10 protein-coding genes are annotated in these 17,683 nt (G+C 58.0%); 6 read left to right on the plus strand and 4 right to left on the minus strand.

Annotated elements, in window-relative coordinates:
* Positions 1-20: 20 nt before the first annotated feature.
* Together YWU_RS15105 and YWU_RS0104125 are read right to left on the minus strand one after the other, a co-directional pair.
* Positions 21-3,755 (minus strand): ABC transporter ATP-binding protein, encoded by a 3,735-nt coding sequence (locus tag YWU_RS15105; RefSeq protein WP_034647024.1) that lies wholly within the window; start codon positions 3,753-3,755, stop codon positions 21-23.
* Positions 3,756-3,757: 2 nt separating this feature from the next.
* Positions 3,758-4,648: a hypothetical protein gene (locus YWU_RS0104125; protein WP_051260019.1), complete on the minus strand. Its 891-nt coding sequence runs from the start codon at positions 4,646-4,648 to the stop codon at positions 3,758-3,760.
* A 106-nt stretch (positions 4,649-4,754) separates the two neighbouring features.
* On the opposite strand from YWU_RS0104125, the gene YWU_RS0104130 reads away from it, so the two are divergent.
* The 6 genes from YWU_RS0104130 to YWU_RS15115 all read left to right on the plus strand — a co-directional run bounded on the left by YWU_RS0104130 (position 4,755) and on the right by YWU_RS15115 (position 16,299).
* Positions 4,755-5,492, plus strand: a complete 738-nt coding sequence (locus YWU_RS0104130) for a hypothetical protein (protein WP_027019467.1) — start codon at positions 4,755-4,757, stop codon at positions 5,490-5,492.
* 65 nt (positions 5,493-5,557) lie between these two features.
* Complete coding sequence (locus YWU_RS0104135) at positions 5,558-6,385, plus strand: hypothetical protein (RefSeq protein WP_027019468.1); 828 nt, start codon at positions 5,558-5,560, stop codon at positions 6,383-6,385.
* A gap of 85 nt (positions 6,386-6,470) precedes the next feature.
* Positions 6,471-7,676: an MFS transporter gene (locus tag YWU_RS0104140; protein WP_027019469.1), complete on the plus strand. Its 1,206-nt coding sequence runs from the start codon at positions 6,471-6,473 to the stop codon at positions 7,674-7,676.
* Between the two features lie 44 nt (positions 7,677-7,720).
* A complete protein-coding gene (locus tag YWU_RS0104145; RefSeq protein ID WP_027019470.1) occupies positions 7,721-8,113 on the plus strand; it encodes a (deoxy)nucleoside triphosphate pyrophosphohydrolase in 393 nt (130 codons plus the stop codon).
* A 35-nt stretch (positions 8,114-8,148) separates the two neighbouring features.
* Complete coding sequence (locus tag YWU_RS15110) at positions 8,149-11,028, plus strand: DUF3427 domain-containing protein (RefSeq protein WP_051260020.1); 2,880 nt, start codon at positions 8,149-8,151, stop codon at positions 11,026-11,028.
* 2,958 nt (positions 11,029-13,986) lie between these two features.
* Complete coding sequence (locus tag YWU_RS15115; RefSeq protein WP_084141747.1) at positions 13,987-16,299, plus strand: DEAD/DEAH box helicase; 2,313 nt, start codon at positions 13,987-13,989, stop codon at positions 16,297-16,299.
* A gap of 118 nt (positions 16,300-16,417) precedes the next feature.
* Here YWU_RS15115 and YWU_RS0104160 read toward each other — a convergent pair whose 3' ends face one another.
* The gene (locus YWU_RS0104160) at positions 16,418-16,906 is read right to left on the minus strand and encodes a hypothetical protein (RefSeq protein WP_027019471.1); all 489 of its coding nucleotides are present in this window, start codon (positions 16,904-16,906) and stop codon (positions 16,418-16,420) included.
* A gap of 104 nt (positions 16,907-17,010) precedes the next feature.
* Entirely contained in the window at positions 17,011-17,562 is a 552-nt protein-coding gene (locus YWU_RS15120; RefSeq protein ID WP_051260021.1) for an HNH endonuclease family protein, read from the minus strand.
* Positions 17,563-17,683 lie beyond the last annotated feature (121 nt).

Genomic DNA, 17,683 nt, shown 5'->3' on the forward strand with positions numbered 1-17,683 from the left:
GTCACACAACAGTAACGGTATTACCTGGATTTCTCCACGTCCGCCTCCCTGGCATGGTACGCGGCCCATAGTTTGGAGTAGACACCGTTCGCCTTAAGCAGCTCCGCGTGGGAACCGCGCTCGATGACCTCACCTTTATCGATGACGTAAATGCGGTCAGCTTGTGCGGCGGTAGCGAGCCGGTGAGCCACGATAACGCTGGTCCGACGTTCGGCAGCACGGTTTGTGGCCGTGAGGATCGCCCTTTCTGTTGACGGGTCAAGGGTAGCAGTCGCCTCATCTAGCAAAAGTAATTCTGGTTTTACAAGTTCAGCTCTGGCGAGGGCAATCAATTGGCGCTGTCCGGAGGACAATCCGCGGCCTCGTTCGCCTACTTCCCGAGTGAAGCCTCCAGGGATCGCGGAGATGGTCGAGAGGGCACCGACGCGTCGGGCGGCGTCGATGATGTCGTCCCGGGAGGCGTCCGGCCGACCGTAGGAAATATTCGATGCGATTGTTCCGGTAAACAGATGCGGCTCCTGCGGGACGAATCCGAGTTTTGAGCGCCACCGGTGCAGGGGAACCTCGCGGATGTCCTCGCCGCCGGCTCGGACGGAGCCGTCGGTTGCGTCGTAGAAACGCGCTAGGAGCTTTACGACGGTGCTCTTGCCTGCTCCAGTCTCACCAACTAGAGCGACTGTCTCGCCAGGTTCGACGTCGATGTTGAAGTCCGCCAGGACCGGTTCCTTACCGGGGTAGGCGAAGGAGACGTTGTCGAACTCGATTTTCCCGTCTGCATGTGCCGGCTGGGAGCCGGTGTCGGGGTATGAGGGCGTCGAAAGCAGGTCGGAGATCCGGTCCAACCCGATGCGTGCTTGCTGGTATCCGTCGAAGACTTGGGAGAGCTGCTGGATCGGTCCGAACAACATGCTGAGGTACAAGATGAATGCGACGAGTACACCTGCACTCGCGGTGCCTCCGGCGATCTGATGGGCGCCGATGAGGAGGACTGCGGCGGTCGTAACATCCGAGATTAAGTTGATTCCCGGGAAGTACGTGGATACAGCGATCTGAGCGCGGCCACGCAGTCGTCGGTAGAGGTCCGAGGCTGCAGCAAAGCGAGTCTCGACCTGATCGGTCAGGCCGAACTGCTGAGTATTGCGTAGACCGGAGATGGACTCTTGGAAGTCGGCGTTAACCCACGAAACCTGCTCGCGGGCCTGAGCGTAAAGCCGGGAGGAAATACGACGGAAGATCAATGTGGCGACGATGATCACTGGCACCGCCGCCATTGCGATGAGGGACAACTCCGGATCGACGACCACTAGGAGAACGATCACGCCGAATAGCGTCATTAACGCAGTAAATGCCTGAGCGACGCCGGTCTGGAGGAAAGACGAGAGGGCGTCGATGTCGGTAGTCATGCGGGTCATGATCCGGCCGGAGCGTTGGGATTCGAAGTAGTTCACACCCAGTGAGTTCAAGTGCCGGTAAGAACGCACACGCAGCAAATACAGCAGGCGTTCACCAGTGCGGGCAGTGAGTACCGCCGTGACAGCAGAGGCGACCCATCCGATCGCCACAATGCCCAGTCCGAGTCCGGAGGCAATCCACACGACGGAGAGGTCACCGCCGGAGATGCCGTCGTCGACAACCCGCGAGACCAGCATTGGAAACGCAAGGTCCGCGGCTGTCACCACGATCAGCAAAGCGATAACACCGGTGAGCAACCACGGCACCTTCGACAGGAGCAGTCGCAGTGAGAATGGCCGGTCGGTGTCCAAGGCAGTGGGGGAGAGGACGGGCTTTTCGTTGGCAGGGGGAAGCAGATCGATTCGGTCGTACAGCTCCTGGGTAGGAGGCATCGAGACCATCGCAGCGCTCATCGGGCCACCTCGGGCACCGGGCACCTGTGCAGGCTTTTCCATACTTGTGGTGTCCATGACCCGTTCGGAGGCGGCGACTTCCGGCCAGAGCAGGTCCCTAGAAGGCTCGGGCGCATCCGGTTCATCGATGGTCAGGTTCTCCCGCACTGCCTTGCGTTCCGCCTCGGACAGATCCATGAGGCGGGCGAACAAAGGGTTCGATTCCAGTAGTTCGGAGCGGGTTCCGAGGCCGGAGATGTGGCCGTCGTCAAGCAAAAGGACGCGGTCGGCGCGGTCCAGCGTCGAGGATCGGTGCGCGACGATGACCATGGTGATGTCGCCGTAGGTATCTAGGGCATCGAAGATTCGGGCCTCGGTGGTGGCGTCGATGGCGGAGGTCGCGTCATCGAGGACGAGTACCCGCGGTCGGGCAAGGAGAGCGCGGGCGAGGGCCACGCGCTGGCGCTGCCCACCCGAGAGGGTCTGGCCGCGCTCGCCAATGACAGTGTCCCAGCCATCGGGGAGGTCGTCGATGAAGGTGATTTGGGCGTCGTCGGCGGCGCGACGGACTTGTTCGTCCGTGGCATCGGGCGTGCCCATCGCGATGTTCTCGCGGATTGTGCCGGACACCAGGAAAGGCTCATCGGGGACCACGACAACCGAATCGTGAACGTCCGGGCAGTCTGCAATGTCCACTGTGCCATCAGAGCCAACCAGTTCGATCCGACCCGACTGAGCGAGATAGAACCGGCCAAGAAGTTCAGTCAGCACCGTCTTTCCCGATCCCGGCGGACCGATGATGGCGAGGCGTTCGGCGGGGGAGATGTGGAAGGAGACGTCGGAAAGCACGCGGTTTTCGCTGACGTTCGTGAGGCGCACGCCGAGCGGACCGGACGGCACGGGAGACGGATCCGCAGGAGCCGGAGTGTCCGGGCCAGTGTTGATGACCTCCTCCACACGATCGAGGCTGGAGGTAACCAACTGCAGCGACACAATCATGTTGGAGACCAGGCGCGACAGCCCCGTGAGAGTGGTGAGGTACGTGGCGAAAGCGACGAACGTACCCACAGTGATGTCCCCGCGCAACGCGAAATAACCACCAACGGCGAGGTTCGCGACAAGCGAGAGCTGCGGCAGCGACTCAAGAGTCGGTTGGAACTTGGCGGTGAGCCTCGCCGCCCGCATTTTCAGGGCGAAGAGCCGGCCGGACTGGCGTTCCAGAGTGTCGACCTCACGCTGCTCCTGAGCGAAGGCCTTGACCACGCGCACGCCAGTGACAGTCTCCTCAACCTGGGAAGCGACGACCGCTGCCTGCTGCTGAGCAGTCCACGTCGCCGCGTGGAGAGGACCGCGAGAACGGAGGATGACCGCGATGAGCACCGGCACGATCGCCAGGCCCACCAGCGTCAACGGCACCGAAAGAAACAGCATCACGACAAGCGTCAGCACGATCTTCAGCACCGATGACATCGTCAACGGCAGCATCGCGAGCATGCCCTGGATGCCAGAGAGATCAGAGATCGACCGGGACACCACTTGACCGGTGCGAACCCGGTCCTGGGCGGGGCCGTCGAGCTTCTGCAGGGAATTCAGCAGACGCACGCGCATGTCGTGCTGGACGTTCAACGACAACATGCCGGAGGTATATCTGCGAGTGCCCTGCGCAATCGTGCGACCAACAGCCACCGCCACGAAAATGATGACCACCGCGACGATCGGAGTGAGCGTGGGCATCCATTGGGCGGGCAGACCACCGTCGCCCTGACCGGTCGCGGCGTCGATGGCATCGCGGGTCAGCAGCGGAAGGATGGTCTCAAGCACGATGACGGCGACCGAGGCCGCGGACACGACGGCGAGCGTCACCGGGTGCTGGCGGCAATACCGCCACAGCACCGACAAAGGGGAGTTCACGGTTAGAACGTCTGCGGCACCGGTCCGAGGGAACCACGGACACGCTCGACGAGAGCTCGACCCATCTTGCGGTTCGCGGTGGAACCGATGACCAAGCCGACGCCCATTGGCATCAACTTGCCGAGGCTGGCCTTCTTCACGGACTTCATCATCCGCTTCTGGGCGATCTGCAGGAGCTGCTTGTTAATTCCACCGAGCTTGGGCAGTGGCACCTTCCGCATCATCGACGCACTGGATTCCTGGCGGGCGCTGGCGATGACTTCATTGCCACCGAGAGCCGCCTGCACCAAGGCTGCACCACTGGAGCCGGTCAACGAGAGCAGGATCAGGGAACGACGGCGCTCCTTCTCCTCAATGTCGATACCGCGCACCACAGCAGAAGCCAGCACATGCCACGATGCGGCCTCGAGGAATGCAACAGATTCCACCGCAATGGCACCCATACCCATGATGATGCCGACGCCGGGGATAACGGCAGCTCCACCGGCGGCGCCACCGCTGCTGGTGACGAGGCGAATGAAGTGGGCGTCGATACGCTTCTGGATCTGCATCGGCGACTCGTCCGGGTGTTTGCGCCGAATCTTGTTCACGTAACCGGAAATGATGGACGTCTGCCAACCCATCGCCTTATCCAGCGTGCCGATGAGGATCTTGCCGGCCATGCCAGCGTCCAACTCAATGGCCTTGGCATCGGAGCCGATGATGTCGGTGTACACCGAACGATCGATTCGGTTTCCCTCTAACGGATGGCCAGTCGTAGAAAGCATGTCCGGCCGCGGATTAGCCGTCTCCTCACCGGGGGAGCGCCCGTCGGTCTGGAATCCATCTGCCAACCGGTCGCTGCGCTCCTTCCGTGAGCTGTGACTGTCCTTGCCCTTCTTCTTGCCGAACACGTCTGACTCCTTTCGTTGGTCCCACTCTACGAGAACACTGGAGGGCACCAGTTCGTTCCCGATAATGCTGCATTAGGTTGGAGGTCACGCTGGCGAAAGGAATACAGTGTCCGACTACTCGCGCATCATCGCGGAGATCCCATGGTTGGCCTCCAGCATCCTGGAAGGCCCTGGGCAGCCGATGCCGGATGACATCGGCGCGTTGGTGCGTCAAGGCCGTCGCCTGTTCCCAATGCCCGAGGGGTCTGACAAGTTCCACGCCCAACTCTGGTGGTACTCGATGATGGGGGCCTTGGCACGTCCTGCCGTCGCCGGCATTCTCGTTGATGGCAGAGCCCCGGAGCCTACGTGGTCCTCCTATGACGTGGAGGTTCGCGACAACTACTGGCTCGCTTTCCGGTCCCACCGCTTTGTTGAGGTCACCGATATCTCGGCCTATGGGGAGGAGATGGCTAAGCAGGTGGAAGGAATCGTCGGGAAGCTGTGTTCTGAGTTTTCCCTTCGCCCGGCACCGCTGTGGGCGGTGTTTGCCGATGAGCTCGCCGGGGCCGCCGTCAGCGCGGGCAATGAACTGATGGAGCCCTGGCGGGGCGTATCTGTGGGGCTTCGGTTAACAGATTCGCTTCCCGACGTCCCCACCCCTCGCTTCGTAGACATCACCGACCGGACCGTGACCCCCACCGAAACATCTCTCGCTCTGGATGGAGAGGAACCGGACTGGGACGTGCGCGCCGGGCTGGTGCGCTCTTCCTGCTGCATGATCCTGCATTCGTCGGTCGCTGAGGCGTGCTCATCGTGCCCGAAGCGGTCGAAGGAAGAACGGGAAGCCGCCTGGATGGGTTAGGCGGTACTGTTACGGATGGATCGGCCGGTTGTGGCCGTCTGTCGTTGAGGGAGGAAACCCGTCACATGAGCTTCTACGAACAGATCGCTGCCGGACTGGATGCCGAAGGAATCGAATCGCGCGTCACCGAGGACACGTTGTTCGTTCCGATCATGGAGGACCTGGAAGTTCAGTTCGTCACCCTGGACGAGAACTTGCCGGCGGCGGAGGTCTACATCGCCGCGGCGGATGTCGACTCTGAGGACGATGAGTTCGAGGCAGTGCTGGTGTCAGTGGTCTTCTCCGTCGAAGACGCTGTGGAAGCAGTCGCTCACCATGTAGCCACCGATCAGGTCGTGGCCTTGCTGCGCGCGTTGCTTGAAGGCGACGACGACAGGATCTCTGACCTCGACTTCGAGCAGGACCCGGAGGAGGCCACGCTTCTGACCGCTGAGGTGGGGGAGACCTCCTTCGTGCAGGTGCTGGTGGCCTCTGATGACAACATTCCCACCGCACAGGTGCGCTTCATTACCCACGGTGAGGACCTGGATGACCTGGTCGATAAGGCCATCACTGAGTTCTGGGAGTCCGACTCCGAGGAGACTCTCACCGAAGAGGACCGCCGCCGCATCTTCGCGGATCTCCTGGCAGACCAGCAGGAGCTTTACAGCGAAGTAATGGACCTCGGTACCTTCACCGATTTCACCAAGCTTTTCGACGTCCTCGCCCTCATCACCGACCACGCCGAAGACTGGGAAGAGATGCTTGCCCCTGTCGACGACGGAAGCGAAGACTTCATCGACGACGATGACGAGGCGATCGCTGAGATCGACGGCGAGGTCGTAGACGTAGACACCGACGCCGAATTCGATGATTACGAGGGCGGGTACGAGCAGGACCTGGATCAGGAGTAGCCTTCCCTCCGGTTAACGGAGTTCCATAAAGGAGGCATAGGTGCTGATCCCATGGCGGCGCGCACGCGTTGCTACGAAAGAGGACGTGCCACAGATCCCCAGAGAAATCTGGGTCTTGGTCATCGGTGCCTTCATTATTGCATTGGGCTTCGGCCTGATCGCCCCTGTACTCCCGCAGTACGCCCGGAGCTTCGATGTTTCTGTCTTCGCCGCCAGTTTCGTCGTCAGCTCCTTTTCTATTCTGCGTCTGATCTTTGCCCCCACCAGCGGCAAGTTAGTGGACAAGTTCGGCGGCAGGCGTACCTATCTCATCGGCCTGCTCATCGTCGCCGGCTCAACTCTGCTCGTCGCTGCTGCCCAAAACTACTGGCAGCTCCTCTTCTTCCGCGCTGCCGGCGGCATTGGTTCGACAATGTTCACCGTCGCTGCGATGGGCCTGATCGTCCGTATCGCCCCTCCTGAGATCCGCGGTCGCTGTTCCGCTGCCTATGGTTCGGCATTCCTTCTGGGCAACGTCTTTGGCCCACTGCTCGGTGCTGCCATGGCTCCGCTGGGCATGAGGGTTCCGTTCGTGGTCTATGGCGTCGCCCTTGTCATCGCCACCGCGGTGGTCTGGCGAATGCTCCAATCAGATGCCGGTACCGCAGGCGCGAAGAATGCCGGACTCCCAGTCCTGACCTTCCGCGAAGCCCTTACCGACTCCGCCTACCGAGCTTCGCTCGTTTCGGGTTTCGCCAATGGTTGGTCGAACTTTGGTGTCCGAGTTGCCATCGTTCCGCTGTTCGCAGCGGCCGCCTTCACTAACGGCGCCGCAGTGGCTGGCCTCGCACTGACCTTCTTCGCGGCCGGCAATGTGGTGGCGTTGCAGTTCTCTGGCAGGCTTGCCGACTCCATCGGCCGCAAGCCGATCCTCGTGATCGGCCTGATCATCAACGGCATTTTCACTGCCGTTCTTGGCTTCATGCACGGTGACATCGCGGTCATGGCGGTTTCGGCCATCGCGGGCTTTGGTGCCGGCATGATTAACCCAGCGCAGCAGGCCACCGTCTCTGACATCGTCGGCAATGAGCGCCAGGGCGGCAAAGTCTTCGCCTCGTACCAGATGGCACAGGACCTGGGCGCCATCTCTGGTCCTCTGATCGTGGGTCTGATTGTCGACCTAGTCGGCTACGAAGCAGGCTTTATTTCCTGTGGCCTGATCACGGCAGTGGCGCTGGTCGCGTGGCTGTTTGGCCGGGAGACGTGGGAAGGCAAGAGGGTAAAGCCCGAAGCGCTGGAGGATTCGAAGTAGGGTCAAGATTCGATGAGCTATCGAAGACCTACGAAGGGACCAATGTGATCAAAGTTGTTGGAGCGGTATTCGTAAGGGGCCAGACTGTCTTCTCAGCTCAGCGTCCCGACGGAAAGGCGCTCGGAGGATACTGGGAATTTCCGGGCGGAAAGATCGAAGAGGGGGAAGCACCTGAAGAGGCTTTGGCTCGCGAGCTAGTGGAAGAGCTGGAGTGCGAGGCAATCGTTGGCGAAAAGATTGTGTCTACGGAGTACGAGTATGAATTCGGGACCGTCGAGCTCACGACCTTCTACTGCACCCTCAAGGAAAAAGAACCTACTCTCCTGGAACACCAGGACGCGAAATGGATACCTGTGGAATCTCTCCAAGATCTAGAGTGGGCGCCCGCGGATATTCCCGCTGTGGATATGATTCGACGTGACTTGATTTCGGACTAGAAGCCACGTTCGTGGGGAAATGAGTTCTGAGGGCCTTGGGCACCGATAACCGCGCCGGACAGCAGAGTTCACCAGAACTCATCGTTAATAAGTACCCAGAAACGATGAGAGAGGCCCTCGACAAGGAACTCTTCGCCGCGTCGGGCGCAGATTTCTCCGTAGCTTTCATCACGAGCGATGGGCTCGCGATGTTGAAACAGGCACTCCTGAATGTTCAAGGTCGGGTCAGGATTGTTACGTCTGACTACCTGGGCTTCAACTCCCCAGAGATCTTCTGGGACCTGTTGAGTAATCCGAACGTCGAGGCATACGTCTACGCCGAGAGCGGGAGAGGCTTTCACCCTAAGGGGTATGTCTTCCGTAGTGGCAATCAGACGGTCACCATCATCGGAAGCTCGAACCTAACGGTAAATGCCCTCGTCAGAAACGAAGAATGGAACCTTCGGATCTCCTCGCCCGCTGATGGTGAGATTGCGTCTCAAGTAGAAGCAGCGATCGCCGACCAGATTGAAAAATCGATCTCGTTGACCCGCGAGTGGATTGAGGCATACGAGAAGAAGTGGGCTGGCCTTCAAGAACGGCTTCGCATCGAACCTGCAGAAGACCCGGACAAAAGGTCCGACGTCGAGGTTATCCAACCTAACGAGATGCAGGTACGCGCCTTAGCGTCGCTTAAGCGCACAGTCTCTGAAGGAGCACGTCGGGCACTCATCATTTCTGCAACGGGAACGGGCAAGACGATCCTGGCGGCACTCACTGTGAGACAGCAGGCTCCACGACGTATACTTTTCGTCGTCCATCGGGAGCAGATTCTTGATAAGGCGATCGAAGAGTTCCAGAAAGTGCTTGATGAGCCCTCGTCGGCTTTCGGAAAGTTCACTGGAACCAGCAAAGACTTGAACGCGAAGTACCTGTTCGCGACTATTCAAACGATTTCGAAGCCATCGAATCTACATCAATTTGGGCCAGACGATTTCGACCAAATCATCATCGATGAGGTGCACCGATCGGGAGCAGGCTCGTACCTATCGGTTATCGACTACTTCGAGCCTCGACTACTGCTCGGTCTAACCGCTACTCCGGAGCGGACAGACGGATTCAACATTTATGAAATCTTTGATTACAACACTGTCTTCGAGATCCGGCTCGGTGACGCGATGGATCAAGGCATGGTTGTCCCATTCCACTACTACGGAGTTAGAGACTACACAGATCTCGACGGAAACAGTGTCTCCGAAACGGCCGACCTTGCACGGCTTGTGGTTGATCAGCGGGTCGACCATCTCGTTGAGAGCCTTGAAGTCTACGGATTCAAGACTGGAGTCCGGGGTCTAATTTTCTGTTCTCGAAACGACGAAGCAAATGAGCTTGCTCAGCAGTTGAATCTGCGCAGCGTCGCAGGCCGCACTCTTCGCACGATGCCGCTGAGCGGAGCAACGTCGATGAGCGAACGAGAAGACGCGGTGACGAAACTTAACGACGGTGGGCTCGACTATCTAGTCACCGTCGATATCTTTAACGAGGGAGTCGATATTCCTGCAGTGAATCAGGTAGTGATGCTTCGCCCAACTCAGTCAGCGATCGTGTTTACACAGCAACTTGGGCGAGGACTCCGCAAATCCGCGGGTAAGTCGCACCTGCGAGTGATCGACTTTATTGGGAACTACAAAAACAACTTCATGATTCCCATAGCTTTGTTCAACGACACCTCGGCCAGTAGAGATTCTCTCCGGCGGCGTACCGTAGAAAATCAGTTGTCAGGAATTGACCCGACAGAAGATTCCGCTGATCAGATCGGTCGAAGTGCAGCATGTGTCTCGAGTGTGGACTTCGACCCGATTGCGCGTAAGCGCGTTTTGGATTCGATCAACACTGCAAAGTTGGATAGCATCCATGTTTTGAAGCAGGCGGTAAGCGAGATGCGAAATCGACTAGGGAATACCCCTATGCTCATAGATTTTGCCAAAACGGATTACTTGGATGCCGTGGTGGTTGCCAATAAGGCTACTGACTACTGGACTCTGCTATCGAAATTTAAACTTGTCGACGAAGGGCCGACACCAGAGATGGCTCAGATATTGCGATTTCTAACCGCAGAGCTTCTAAATGGAAAACGACCTGACGAACTGAAGTTGCTCAAGAGTATTCTCCGAGACGGTGATAGAGAAAATTCTTGGGTTGAAGATCAACTCCAGAATCTCGATGAAGATTCACGTGGTCAGAGGCTCCGCTCTGTGAAAAGCGTACTATCGCTGGACTTTTATACGGATCGCGAACGCGCTGTTTATGGAGATCAGCCATTCATAAGGGCAGAGGGAAGCCAGATCACTGCTGGTGAAAGACTTTCTGGGCTTTACTCGAATGACTCAACATTCCGAAAATTTGTAGATGACATCTTAGATACTGGTTTGTTCTATTCACAGGCGCGTTACGATAGCTCCTCGCAGCTGCTGCCCGGGAAGACTTATAGTCGAAAAGATGCAACTCGTCTTTTAGACTGGGAAACGTCCAACTATCAGACGGTGTACGGATATAAGACCGATTCAGAGACTGAAACTTGTCCGATTTTTGTTACTTATCACAAAGACGAGGAGGTCTCTGATAGTACCAGGTACGGCGATGCTTTCATCGATAGAGAGCATTTCCGATGGTTTTCTAGGTCGAGGCGAACTCTGGATAGCAAAGAAATCATTCCGATCGTCAATAACAACGTCGAGCTTCAAGTTTTGGTCAAACGAGACGATTCAGAGGGGATCGACTTCTTCTACCTGGGTAAGGCACGTTGCGTAGAAGCGAAAAACGCTAAAATTCCAGACTCGGAACGCGGCCACTTGAACATCGTGGAGATGTTGCTGGAGTTCGAAGAAGAAGTTCCGATCATGATTTATGACCACTTGACCGCGGCGGTAGGATAGGCGGAATTCAGAGAAGCCAACTCTTGGCACTTGATTAATCTCTAAGATCTGCGCCGAGAATTTCGGGCACGGTCGGTTCGGTCGACCCAAATAGCCTCTTATGATTCGCGTTTGTTGAATCATTTCGGCGCAATTTGGAGACCTGGTCAATCGGAGAGGTGCTTCTTTTACCCGAACTGCCTAAGGAACTGACCGGAGCAATTGAGGTTCCTCCTCGAAGAGCTCCTCCAGCTGGTGATCGATTTCTGTCCGATGCCGTGTTCCCATGGATAGGCTGTCCATTTGCCCCGCCCGAAGACTGAGGCGTACCTAGTAGACGAGAGGCGGTACCCGGACTCTCTGGGAGGCGAGCAGGTGCAGGAACGCCCATCATTGGACTGCCCGCATTGCGAGGCATGTTTGTACTGACTCGCCGGTCAGAAAGGTTTGCACTTGGTCCTGTGGCACCGCGGTTCACCGTAGTCTGAGTTGCCAGTGGTGATGCACCCGTTCGCAGTGAGTTTGGTCGCGTTAGCCCGGTAGCTGCTCGACTCTCTGGTGAATTGATGAACCCATGAGGTCGCACCGCGGCCAATAGAGACTGGCGATTTTCAGTAATACCAACGAGACCGTTAGGAGGGTTCAAAGCGGAGAGGCCAGGAGATAGGGACGGTAATGGGGAATTGGCCGCTACTGCAGGTGCGTTTTGCGGAATTGCTGTGGTTGCAGCCGCAAAGGTAGAGCCTGTCAATCGTGATGTTTGATGGTCTGTCACGTCGAAATGTTCGACATATTGTGCGGATGCGACAAACTCGGAGCGCAGAATCCCAGCATGGTGAGGAGTAGTCAACGACGAAAGTTTTGGAACGACTTCTTGCAGTTGAGTTAGATATCCATTAGTGAGATAATGTTGTGTCTCTGACAGCAAAAACTCCTCGCGTGCGGTGGGATCCTCGATATTTCGGCTGCGGCTGAGGATTTCGCGGAGGTTCGTCGTAGCATTGCTTCGAATGTAAGGCATCGGGCTGAGGGAGTTCGCCATGATGTCAGAAGATTCGGAAACAAGATTAATTCGTTTCGATAGCCCTTCCAGCTGATTTGAAGCCGCCGCGAATGCTTCACCTTCATGCTCTGCTGACAATCGGCTAGCAATAGTATGGATCGTGTCGGAGATAGTGCTCATTGCGTGGGAAGTGCTTTCCCAGAATCTGATAGCCTGTATTATTTCTTCATCGCGCGTTGACTCGAAGAGCCCTAAAAGTTTTTCTGCATCTATTGCTATCTCATTGGTTAGTGATGCGGCATGAAATGATAAGTTTCCAACTTGAAATTCTGGCCGTGCTGTAAAGTTATGAGCATACTGTATTTCGACGGAAGGATTTAACTTAGGTGCTGAGACTTCGAACCCTCTTTTGATGTTATCTTCTTGGCGTCCTATTGAGTCGGCGATCGCCTTTAAGTTGTTAGTCGACCATTCGATTTCATGGCCAATTGCGTTAACTACTAGTATTGCGCAACCTGTACTTCCTTCGATCGCTGAGGAGTGTTGGTTGGCTAACGATTGTAGGGATGGAACTGGGGAATATGTCGATAGATGAGGAGTCCGAGGCCCTGATGTAGCAATGTCGTGCGCTAGATTCAGGTCTGCGTAAGCAGCGAGAATCCCAGAGATTGACGTCTTCATTTTATTTCACCAGCTATAAATCGTTCGAACCGGAATGAGGCGAGTGTGCATGCTGTCTCGCGGTCCTTTGCGGATGATGAGGGCCCCCATGGTTGTCTTAATCCTCGAGATCCGTCAGACGTGTCAACCGCCGCTTTACATATTCCCGTCGTTCCTTCTCCTAGTGCAACCACGTAGTATGTAAGGTCCTCGAATTCTTTTACATCTAACTGTCGACCTTGCTTCTGTATGTCCTGGAGCGAAAGAGGTTCAATGGAAAGTGATGGATCAAGGCCGGTGCGTTCCATTAGCGCTACACAAACGTCGACCTCCGTTAATGCCAGAAGGGCTTGGTTCTCGGGTCGAATTATCTCATAATCTGCATCTTGAAATGTTGATTGTATTTCGATAGGGCAAGGATCGCCAAGTACAAAGTCATCGGCCGTGTAATTGTAGTAGCCTTCGGAATTTAATCGCGCGTGACCAGGTTGTGGCTCACCGGTTGGGGGCAAGGTTCCAGGTGCCACCTTGGTACTTCCGATCGGACCGTATTTGTCCGAATCTCCTTCAATGCCCTCTTGGGCATCCCCTGCGACGCTTACGCGATCTCCATTCCCTTCCCCGAGGCCGTTTAACACAGAATCAACAGGCGCTGAACAACTTGCAATCGCACCTGTCAAAAGAATGGAGATCGCTCCCAAGACGAATTTGGGTCGTCGGACTGACATACCGCCCCCTTGGCTATGTGTATTGCCCTACATGACAACCCGAATCTCTTGGGTCATGAAAATAAGTATCACCGTTCTTGACTGATCGCGCGTCGTGTGGCGGGCGCTCCCGGCATTTGTGGATAACTTTCGAAATGTGGATTGTCGGCAAGCGGTTGTAGATAAATCACCATGTACTCAGGCGTATCGGAGTGAACGCTGTTTAGCAGTCAGTTTCCCGGGTCGATGCTCCGCGGCTGGGTGGGTTTGCCGGCGAAACGTGTGGGGGTATAAATCGTATCGCTGGCTTACCCCCGGTTTGCGTCATGAACGTCACATGTTGTCGGGGGTGGCTTTTGAGCTCGACTCGGAGTAACGTTGCCCATCGCTGCTGCGGACATTAGGTCCGCGGAGCCGCCGATTCGAATGCGGCGAACGCTAGGGGTCTGGATCTCGGTTGGATGTGATCTGCGCCCGCGCACGCTGCCATTGGGACTACAGCGCCGGACGACACGAAGGACGTCGAGGGGCGTACTACAACACGAAGCCGGGATGCTTCGGAACATAAACGCGGAGCCAGAACCTCCGCTGAAGAGGGTTTTTTAAAACGTGAATGAGACTGACGTGGCCAACAACGCCACCGAGATCAACGAGCTGGGTAACAACAACGCTGCTGAGGCAGCTGAAGCGCAGGCAGCGGACACTTCCGCCGAGCGCACCGCGGGAGAGCAGACTGATGCCCCGCTGAGCATCGAAGACATCGCCAGCGAGGAAATCGCCGCAATCAAGGCTGAGGATGAGGCCGCTGAGGCTGCTGAAGAAGCAGTCGAAGAAAAGGCTGAGGCCAAGACCGAAGAGCCGAAGCAGGCTGAAGAGGCCGAGGCAACGAAGACCGAAGAGCCCAAGGCTGAGGTTAAGGAAGAGAAGAAGGCGGAGCCGACCGGCCCGACCTTCGAGACCCTTGACCTCCCGCAGAAGGTCGTCGACGCAGTGTCCAAGGTTGGATACAAGGAGCCGTCGCCGATTCAGGCGCAGACGATTCCGCTGCTGATGAGCGGTCAAGACGTCGTTGGTCTGGCACAGACCGGTACCGGTAAGACCGCTGCATTCGGTCTTCCGATCCTGGCCCGCATCGACCGCGAGGTTCGTCGCCCGCAGGCACTGGTGCTGGCACCGACCCGTGAACTCGCGCTCCAGGTCGCTGAATCCTTCCAGTCGTTCGCTGACCACCTCGGCGGAATCTCGATTCTGCCGATCTACGGTGGCCAGTCCTACGGCATCCAGCTCGGTGGCCTGCGCCGTGGCGCGCAGATCATCGTCGGTACCCCGGGCCGTGTCATCGACCACCTCGAGAAGGGCAGCCTGGATATTTCCGACCTGCGCTTCTTGGTGCTGGACGAGGCTGACGAGATGCTGCAGATGGGCTTCCAGGAGGATGTCGAGCGCATCCTCGCAGATACCCCGGACAACAAGCAGGTTGCACTGTTCTCGGCAACCATGCCGAACGGTATCCGTCGCCTGTCGAAGCAGTACCTGAACGACCCGGCCGAGGTCACCATCAAGTCGCAGACTCGCACCGCGGAGAACATCCGCCAGCGTTTCCTGATGACCGCGCACCGCAACAAGTTCGACGCGCTTACTCGCGTGCTCGAGGTTGAAGAGTTCGACGGCATGATCGTCTTTGTGCGCACCAAGCACGAGACCGAAGAACTCGCCGAGAAGCTCCGTGGCGCCGGATTCAACTCCGCAGCCATCAACGGTGATATCCCGCAGACCCTGCGTGAGCGCACCGTGGACCAGCTCAAGGATGGCCGTCTGGACATCCTGGTTGCTACCGATGTTGCTGCACGTGGCCTGGATGTCGAGCGCATCTCCCACGTCGTCAACTTCGATATCCCGAACGACACCGAGTCCTACGTCCACCGCATCGGCCGCACCGGCCGTGCAGGACGCTCCGGTGAAGCACTGCTGTTCGTCACCCCGCGTGAAGGCCGCATGCTCCGTTCCATCGAGCGCGCAACCAAGTCCGAGCTCATCGAGATGAAGCTCCCCACGGTCGATGAGGTTAATGAGGCCCGCAAGGCTAAGTTCGCCGCTTCCATCACCAAGGCTCTCGACAACAAGCAGATGGGCATCTTCCGCGATCTGATCCAGAAGTATGCAGACGAGAACGAGGTTGAACTCGTCGATGTCGCTGCTGCTCTGGCAGCCCAGGCACAGACCGGCCCCTTCTACATGAAGGAGCAGCCGCGTCGTGAGCGCAATGACCGTCAGGGTGGACGCAACGACCGCAACGACCGTCGTGGCAACGATGAGCGTCGTTTCCGTGAGGACCGTCAGGGCGGCCGCAACCGCGGCACCAAGCAGAACCGTCAGGCAGAGGCCGTCGACTTCAGCCGCGATGGCATGAAGCAGTACCGCATCTCCGTCGGCCGCCGTCAGGGTGTCCGTCCGGGTGCAATCGTTGGTGCTATCGCCAACGAGGGCGGCCTGCAGTCTGCTGACTTCGGTCACATCGACATCCGCGGTGACTACACCCTGGTGGAGCTGCCGGCGAACATGCCGGGCAAGGTTCGTGAGAACCTCTCCGGTACCCGCATCTCCGGTCAGCTCATCGACCTGTCGGACGACACCTCCGCTCCGGAGGGCGCCCGCGAGGACGACCGTTACGAGCGCGGTGGCAACCGTGGCGGCGGACGCGAGTTCCGTGGCGGTAGCCGTGGCGGCGACCGCGGTGGCAACCGTGGTGGCGGACGCAACTTCCGTGGCGGACGCGGCGGAGACCGTGACCGTGACGGCGATCGCAGCGGACGTGGCGGATTCAACCGTGACGACCGTGGCGGAGACCGCCGTGGTGGCGGCGGACGTGGCCGCGACGACCGTGGTGGATACCGCGGCAACCGTGGTGGCTGGGACAACTAAGCCCGCACACGATTAAGCCCGCCAGCCTGACATGGCTGGCGGGCTTTTTCATGCCTTAAGCCACGAAAAACGGGCACCCTGCACATAATCTGTGCCGGGTGCCCGTTGGGCTGAAAACCTAGATGAAGAACATCAGGATCGCCAGGATGACCCAGAGCAGGGCCCAGATGCCGGAGAACATCGCCAGCTGGCTCTTGGACTTGTTCCAGTTGAGGCCGGCGGCCTTCTCGACGTCCTTCGGGTCGTTCTCTTCATCATCGTTGATCTGGATGCCCAAGCCAACGATCATGGCGCGCTGCTTCGGCACGATCACGAAGAGCAGCAGAGCCCAAGCGATGACGGCCAGCAGGATCGAACCGTGGACGATGCCGTTGCGGATGTACAGCGGCATGTCGGAGAACATCACTGCGACACCGAGGACCGGCACCAGCAGGGAGATCAGACCGTATAGACGGGTAATGCGGAAGAGGGTCTTGGCGGAACCGCGGGAGTCCGCGTCTCCGTTGTGTGCGGCCAGCGCAACGCGCGGGAACATAGAGGTGGAGACGGTGACGGGGCCGATGAGGAGAATCGCCGCGACGACGTGTGCGATCAGCACAATATTCACGTGACTGTGCCTTCCGTTGTGGGTGTGAGGCAGGTGGGCTGTTGGCGACAGATGCCGCCAATCGGTATGCAATCATAACGTAAACTCCCAGGTCATCCGAATCCTCAGCAGGAATCGTGCATGGCTTCCCAGTCACCAACGGACACCGGCAACTGATACTCCAGCGCAACTGCGGCATAGCGAGTGGAGTAGTCGCAGGCATTGTCTGGAAGCCACTCTGCAGGAGTCAGATCCGACTTTGCGCGGTTGATTCCAGCATCCACCGGAATCAGGTTCACCGGGTCATTGGCGAACTGAATTCGCTTCCCGACGTCCCATCCATACGCCCCGAAATCCCACGCCGCTGCCAGTGGATAGATGTGATCAATGTCTGTCTCCGACACCTGCAAGGGATCGCCGGTGTACGGATCTTGTATGGAAACGTCCGCTGCGGTGCATGGTTCATCACCTGGTCCGTACCACTGGGTGAGGATTGCCTCTCGGACCGTGCAGGCCCCGTCAGAGCCCCAGCCGGAGCCGAAATTATCCCGGGAGTAGCCGGTGACAGTGATCCGTTCGGGAGCTACGGACAACTCAGAGAGCGCTGCCGGTGGGGAAGTGGCGCAGCCTGCGACAGCGAAGGTCAGGGAGAGAAGAATGAGGGGGAGAAGGCGCATGTGGACCTCGGGGCGTCGGGAAGCAGATCTTTCACTCAGTTAGACGCAACGAGCCGCAGGTTCGGTTCCCGGTTTTTCCACACAAGCATCTTTGTCCACACCAGCGGGCGGGCAAGCGACG

Source organism: Corynebacterium sputi DSM 45148 (assembly GCF_000427865.1).
Taxonomy (GTDB): domain Bacteria; phylum Actinomycetota; class Actinomycetes; order Mycobacteriales; family Mycobacteriaceae; genus Corynebacterium; species Corynebacterium sputi.